The 6,310-nt window shown below is 69.3% G+C and carries 7 protein-coding genes; 1 reads left to right on the top strand and 6 read right to left on the bottom strand.

Translation table 11 applies throughout. The features are described 5' to 3' along the window. The 5 genes from Q1N79_RS19210 to Q1N79_RS19190 form a co-directional block, all read right to left on the bottom strand. Positions 1–1,097, bottom strand: a 1,097-nt coding sequence (locus Q1N79_RS19210; RefSeq protein ID WP_300610827.1) for a mandelate racemase/muconate lactonizing enzyme family protein, incomplete at its 3' end; no start/stop codon positions are given. Between the two features lie 66 nt (positions 1,098–1,163). Then, positions 1,164–1,550 (bottom strand): RidA family protein, encoded by a 387-nt coding sequence (locus tag Q1N79_RS19205; RefSeq protein WP_300610825.1) that lies wholly within the window; start codon positions 1,548–1,550, stop codon positions 1,164–1,166. A gap of 175 nt (positions 1,551–1,725) precedes the next feature. After that, positions 1,726–1,908, bottom strand: coding sequence for a hypothetical protein (locus Q1N79_RS19200; RefSeq protein ID WP_300610823.1), 183 nt, complete (start codon positions 1,906–1,908; stop codon positions 1,726–1,728). Positions 1,909–2,207: 299 nt separating this feature from the next. Next, the gene (locus Q1N79_RS19195; protein WP_300610821.1) at positions 2,208–3,425 is read right to left on the bottom strand and encodes an epoxide hydrolase family protein; all 1,218 of its coding nucleotides are present in this window, start codon (positions 3,423–3,425) and stop codon (positions 2,208–2,210) included. After that, complete coding sequence (locus Q1N79_RS19190) at positions 3,422–4,666, bottom strand: epoxide hydrolase family protein (RefSeq protein WP_300610819.1); 1,245 nt, start codon at positions 4,664–4,666, stop codon at positions 3,422–3,424. The genes Q1N79_RS19195 and Q1N79_RS19190 overlap by 4 nt, the downstream gene beginning before the upstream one ends. Before the next feature lie 280 nt (positions 4,667–4,946). On the opposite strand from Q1N79_RS19190, the gene Q1N79_RS19185 reads away from it, so the two are divergent. Continuing rightward, positions 4,947–5,678 (top strand): haloacid dehalogenase type II, encoded by a 732-nt coding sequence (locus Q1N79_RS19185; RefSeq protein WP_300610817.1) that lies wholly within the window; start codon positions 4,947–4,949, stop codon positions 5,676–5,678. A 163-nt stretch (positions 5,679–5,841) separates the two neighbouring features. Here the strand turns inward: Q1N79_RS19185 and Q1N79_RS19180 are convergent. Then, the coding region (locus Q1N79_RS19180; protein WP_300610815.1) for a hypothetical protein at positions 5,842–6,310 on the bottom strand (469 nt) is incomplete at its 5' end.

Genomic DNA, 6,310 nt, shown 5'->3' with positions numbered 1-6,310 from the left:
TCGACGAACCGCGCGTGCACCCCGTCGAAGCGCTCGATCGCCTCCATGATGAGGAAATTGGGGCTGCACAGCGACAGGTGCAGCGCCGCGGCCGCGATCAGCGGCCCGCCGTAGACATGGGGGGCGACCTGCACGTAGTGGGCCTCGGCCATGCTGGCGATCTTCTTGGCCTCCAGGATGCCGCCCACCTGGCCGATGTCGAAGTTGAAGATCGCCGCGGCCCGGTGCTCGAGCAGGCGCGCGAAGTCGAACTTGGTCGTCAGCCGCTCGCCGGTAGCGATGGGGATGGGGGTGCGCCGCGCCACTTCCGCCAGGGCTTTCATGTTCTCCGGCGGGCAGGGCTCCTCGTACCACAGGGGATCGAACTTCTCCAGCCGCCGGGCGATCCGCAGCGCGCCCGCCGCGGTCATCTGGCCGTGCGTGCCGATGATGATGTCGCAGGCGGTTCCCACTTCGTCGCGGATGGCGCCGATGACCCGCTCGGCCGTGTCGGCCGCCGACAGGGAAAACTGCAGCGGGACGTTCTGGCCAAGGCTCTGGTCGTGGGCCAGGACCAGGGAGAACGGGTCGACCTTGATCGCGGTGAAGCCCTGGTCGGCGTAGTGCCGTGCCCGCGCGGCGGCGTAGGCCGGGTTGAGCCACACGTCGCGGCTGAGCGGGCTGCCGTCGCCAGGACGCGCGCCGGGGTCGTCGTAGATGTAGGTGTAGGTGCGGACGCGGTCGCGCATCTGCCCGCCGAGCAGCTTGTACAGCGGCTGGCCGCAGTCCTTGCCGATGATGTCCCAGCAGGCCATCTCGATCGCGCTGAGGATCCCGAGCTTGGTCAGCTCCGGGTAGTGGCTGTAGCCGGCCCGGCCGTACACCGTGTCGAAGAGCATCTCGATGTCGTACGGGTCGTGATCGATGACGGCCTGCTCGACGATGTCGGCCATCATCGTGGCAAGCACGGGGAGCCGGAAGCCCGTGCCGAGCATCATCATCTCGCCGTAGCCGTGCGTCCCGCTGTCGGTGTCCAGCCGCACGAACAGCCAGCTGCGCCCGCCGCGGAACGGCGGCGGGCAGACGACGGGGAAGACTTCAAAACCAGTGACCTTCACCCGATCATGATGTCGCCCGTCGCCGCTCCCCGTCGACTGGCCCGACGGTGGGATGCCCCGATCAGTTCACCCCTGCCCGAGTACGGCGATGATCTCCAGCTGGAGCTGCATGCCGCCTTGCAGCTCGGCGCGCAGCATGTGCCGCGCGGGCCGGCTCGCCTCGTCAGGGAACATCTCGACCCAGTACTTGTCGACGACCGGGCGGATGGCCCTGTCCGGCACGAAGACGGTGCACTTAACGACGTCGCCCACAGTGCCGCCGGCCGCCGCGAGCACCCGCCGGACGTTGGCGAAAGCCACGGCGACCTGCTCGTCGGTGCCCTCCGGAGTCGCTCCTGTCTCCGGGTCCACGGGACTGATGCCCCCGGAGACCAGCAGGTTCCCCACCACCGAAGCCTGGGGGATCGGCGCGCTATGCCGCAGGCCTGGTACCTCGATCGACCGACGTGCCATCTTCTCGTCCCTCCTGGTTCCCCGGCCGCTCACGTCCGCTACGGGCACCCGGGCCGCGGCCCGAGCCAGTCTCACCGGCATCATCGGCCCCCGCAGGGCCGGACCGCAAGCGGGCCCGGGCGGAACAAGGTGACGATGGCAGCGACAACCCCTGACAGGACAACGTTGCCGCCCGTCAGAGCATGATCAGGCACCCGTCCCAGTAGGCCTCGACGCGGGGGCGGCGCCGGCCCCGCACGCCGATCTCCAGCACGTCAGGAAACCTGCCCGCGGGTGCCCGGAACCAGATTGCCTGCTCCGCGTCGGACACGAGGGTGAACCCGGACAGGCCGGGCGGCTGCTCGGTAGCTGCGTGCATGAAGGCCGGCGTACCGCCACAGCACATCGGGGGACGGGCTGCCCAGACCCACAGCCGTCCGCCATGCTGGCGGATCAGCCCAGCGGCCGCAGGGCTCACTTCCACCCTCATGATCTCTTCCGAACCGTTCCTTTCAGCGTCGCGCACTGCACTCTGACCGCGGCAGCCGCGCTTCCCCGGCACCATGTCACTTCAGACTGACGCGGCCGAATGGCTAGGTCAATGATCTGCCGTAGCCGAACGGCAGGCGGACGCCAGCGCGGCACAATGGCCCGATGTCTGCGCACGCGCGCGGCGTTTCAGCGCAGTGTGCGGAACGCCGCGCGCAGCTCCTCGGCAAGCAGCTGCGGTTGTTCCCAGGCGGCGAAGTGGCCGCCTCGTCCGGCTTGGTTGAAGTAGATCAGCTTGTGGTACGCCTTCTCGGTCCAGCTGCGCGGCGCGGTGACGTACTCCTCCGGGAACACCGTGACGGCCGCCGGGAGGGAAACGTCGGCAGGGGCGTAGAAGTTCTGGCCGGTGACGGCTTGCTGCCAGTACAGCCGTGCCGCGGATGTCGCGGTGTTCGTGAGCCAGTACAGCGTGGTGTTGTCGAGCCAGTCATCGCGCGTGATGGCACCGTAGGGCTGCCCGGCGAACAGCTGGGCCAGGTGCGCATACGTGCCCGAGTCGTGGTCCAGGAGCCAGGCCGCCAGGCCGACGGGCGTATCGGCGAGGCTGTAGCCGATCGTCTGCGGGCGCGTGCCCTGGATAACGCCGTACCCGCGGTGATACGTCGCGAACGCGACCTGCCCGTAGGCGCGCTTCTCCGCGTCCGACAGACCGGCCGGCGCGGGCTCGCCGTTGCGGATGTGACCGAGCACGTCGAGCGGAACCATCTGTGCGAAGTTGACGTGGATGCCGAGCAGCCCGGCGGGCGCCTGGCGGGCCAGCGCGGCCGAAACCGCGGTGCCCCAGTCGCCGCCTTGGGCGACGTAGCGCGTATAGCCGAGCCGTTCCATCAGCACCGCCCACGCGCGCGCGATGCGGTCGGTGCCCCAGCCGGCCGCGGCGGGCTTGCCCGAGAACCCGTAGCCCGGTAGCGACGGAATCACCACATCGAATGCGTCCGACCCGATCCCGCCGTGTCCGGCGGGATCGGTGAGCGGCTCGATGATCTTCAGCTGCTCGATGACCGAGCCGGGCCAGCCGTGCGTGACGATCAGCGGCAGCGCGTCGTCGCGCCCGGAGCGGACGTGGATGAAGTGGATGTCCAGTCCGTCGATCTCCGTAATGAACTGCGGGAGCGCGTTCAGCTTCGCCTCGCAGCTGCGCCAGTCGTAGTCCGCGGCCCAGTAGCTCGCGAGGTCCTGCACCGTGGCGAGCTGCACGCCCTGTGACTGATCATTGACAGGCTCCCGCTCGGGCGGCCGCCACGCCGCGATCCGCCGCCGAAGATCGGCGACCTCTTCGTCGGCGATCTCGACATGAAACGGCCGGATGGCCGGATCCGCGTTCATGGCAGCAGTGTCGGTGCTCATGATCTGTGTCCCTTCTCGTCGCGCGAGGGATCATTCATGCCCCCGTGTGGCGTCAACTGGCGGAGCGGCCGGAAGCCTGCCCGGATTTGTTCAGAGAACAGCTGCGGCTCCTCCCAGGCCGCGAAGTGGCCGCCTTTGGCGGCTTCGTCGAAGTAGATGACGTGGGGGTAGATCGTCTCGACCCAGCTGCGCGGGGCCCGGAAGATCTCGCCGGGGAACGTGGTGAAGCTGACCGGGAGTGTGACCTGCGCAGGAGCCTGCCCGGCCGCACGGGCCGCGGCTCGTCCGCCCTCCCAGTACGAGCGGGCTGCCGAGGCCCCGGTGCCCGTCAGCCAGTACAGCGTGATGTTGTCCAGGATGTGGTCCCGGGTGAGATTGCCCGCAGGCTGGCCGTCGACAAACGCGCGGGAGATCTTGTAGTAGCTGTCGGTGTCGTGGTCGAGCATCCAGGCCGCAAGCGCGACCGGCGAATCCAGCAGGGCGTAACCGATCGTCTGCGGCCGCGTGGCCTGCTCCAAGAAGTAGCCGAAGCCGCTGGTCCTGAAGGCGCTGATCGCGGCGAGCGCTGCGCGTTCTTCCGCAGAGTCTGCCGGCAGGCCGCTGACGCTGCCCACCGCCTGCCTGAGGAAGTTCAGGTGGATGCCGGCCAGCCCCACGGGTGCCTGGCCCCCCATCGCGTCGGTGATGGCGGCGCCCTGGTCGCCGCCCTGAGCGACGTACCGGGTATAACCAAGACGGCCCATCAGCACCGCCCACGCTCGCGCGATGCGGCCGGGGTCCCAGCCGACCTCGGCCGGCTCGGCGGAGAAGCCGTAACCGGGCAGCGAGGGCAGCACCAGGTCGAACGCGTCCTCGGCGGAGCCGCCGTGCGCGGTCGGGTCGGTGAGCGGGCCGATGACCTGAAGCAGCTCGATCACCGAGCCGGGCCAGCCGTGCGTGATGATCAGCGGCAACGCGTCCGCGTGCGGCGACTTGACGTGGATGAAGTGGACGTCCAGACCGTCGATCTCGGTCCTGAACTGGGGCAGCGCGTTCAGCCTCGCTTCGCAGCTGCGCCAGTCGTAATCGTCCGTCCAATAGCGGGCGAGCTCCCGGATCGTTGCCAGCTGTACGCCCTGCGACCGGTCTGTGACCAGCTCTCTGGACGGCCAGCGCGCTGCGGCGATGCGCCCCCGAAGGTCGGCGATCGCTTCGTCGGGCACGTCGGCCCGGAAGGGACGGATGCCAGTTTCGCTGGGCATAACTCTCCACCTGCCTGGACTGGTGGCCGGCGAGGATGGCCGGACCGGTCGGCTCCGGCCCGGCGTCCGCCAGCCGGACGCTGTGTGTTCCCTCAGGGTGGCCCGTGGCACGGGCATGCCGCGCCGGTCACCTCCCTGGGTTTTTTGCCCTGGCCATGCCGGCCGTACCCTGGCCTGCGATTGGGCGGAGAGCCCCCGCAGGAGCGTGCCGGAGGCCCGGCGTCATCATGCCGACAGGAGATTCTGCCCGGTACGGCCGCCAGGATGAGATGCTGGCACGGTGGCATTCACCCCCGTGTCCACCGCTCAGGCCGTCAGGGCCGTGCTGTTCGACGTGTTCGGCACTGTGGTCGACTGGCGGACCGGGGTCGCCGCGGCCGCCCGCCGGTTCGCCGGCGAGCACGGCCTCGAACTCGACGCCGACGCGTTCGCCGATGCCTGGCGGTCCCGGTACGTGCCAGCGATGCGACGGGTCAGTACCGGACAGCGGCCCTTTGCCTCGCTGGACGTGCCGCACCGGGAGAACCTCGACGGCGTCCTTGCGGACCTCGGGCTCGATCCGGGGCGTTTTGATGCGGCGGCGCTTGACGAACTCAACCGTGCCTGGCACTTCCTGCCGCCGTGGCCCGACAGCGTTCCGGGGATCACTGCGCTGAAGCGGGATTACATTGTCGGACCGCTGTCGAACGGGAACACTTCCCTGCTGCTCGACATGGCGAAGGCGGGCGGGCTGCCGTGGGACCTGATCCTCGGCTCGGACCTGACAAAGGCCTACAAGCCGGCCATGGAGGCGTACCTGCGGCCGGCCAATGCGCTCGGGCTTGAGCCGGGGGAAATCATGCTGGCCGCAGCGCACGAGGCCGACCTCGCAGCCGCCCGCCAGGCGGGCCTGGCGGCGGCGTTCATCTCCAGGCCCCTGGAGCAAGGGCCGGGGATTCCCGGGGCCGGCATTGCCACCCAGTCGTGGGACCTGTCCGTATCGTCCATTACCGAACTCGCCGGCCTGATGTAATCCAGGCCGCGCCGTAGGCGCGACATGTTGCGGATCTCGACCGTGGGGTCCCCTGGCTCGAAGTCGAAGGCGGTCTGGTCCTCGCTCAACGATTCGGGAGCTCTTGCTGCTGAACACCGGCGACGAGCCGCACCGGTCCCCGGTGGACCCCGCCGGGTTCCCCTCACGTTCGCGGCTCCTGCGCCGGGGCTTCACCTGCCGCGTTGATCAGGTGCCAGGGCCGTACGCCCCTGAGCACGGGATACCAGGCGGCCTTGACGGCGGCCCGCCGCTTCCGGTTACGGACCATCCGGTACAGCTGGATAATGCCCACCCCCGCACTGACCACGTTGCCGGCCGCGGCGACCCCTTGCCCTAGGCCGGCTCCGGCAGCCGCGATGACGGACCCGGCACCGCTGACCATATCTGCGCCCTGGCCGGTCTTTTCCTCGATGCCAGCCGAACGGCGCTCAGGAGACGGCTCACCGGTGAACCACATGGTGTAGCGCTTTTTCCCGAAGCGAACCCAGACGCCGAGCGCGCTGACTTTCCGCACGAATTGGTCTACCGACGCCGCGCTCAGCGCCGGCGCCTTGGTCATCGCGGGGAGTTTCTTGTCGTAGAAGCGGAACTCGCCCCGGTCGGTCAGCACG

Source organism: Trebonia sp. (assembly GCF_030042015.1).
In the GTDB taxonomy this organism is placed as follows: Bacteria; Actinomycetota; Actinomycetes; order Streptosporangiales; family Streptosporangiaceae; genus Trebonia.
Note: the sequence above shows the minus strand (reverse complement) of the source record. Positions and strands in the feature narration are given on the sequence as shown.

What these genes read in the sequence shown, in the direction of transcription:
- Q1N79_RS19205 (WP_300610825.1), bottom strand. Translation starts at nt 1,550, where the DNA reads ATGGCACGTCGGTCGATCGAGGTACCAGGCCTGCGGCATAGCGCGCCG.
- Q1N79_RS19200 (WP_300610823.1), bottom strand. Translation starts at nt 1,908, where the DNA reads ATGCACGCAGCTACCGAGCAGCCGCCCGGCCTGTCCGGGTTCACCCTC.
- Q1N79_RS19195 (WP_300610821.1), bottom strand. Translation starts at nt 3,425, where the DNA reads ATGAGCACCGACACTGCTGCCATGAACGCGGATCCGGCCATCCGGCCG.
- Q1N79_RS19190 (WP_300610819.1), bottom strand. Translation starts at nt 4,666, where the DNA reads ATGCCCAGCGAAACTGGCATCCGTCCCTTCCGGGCCGACGTGCCCGAC.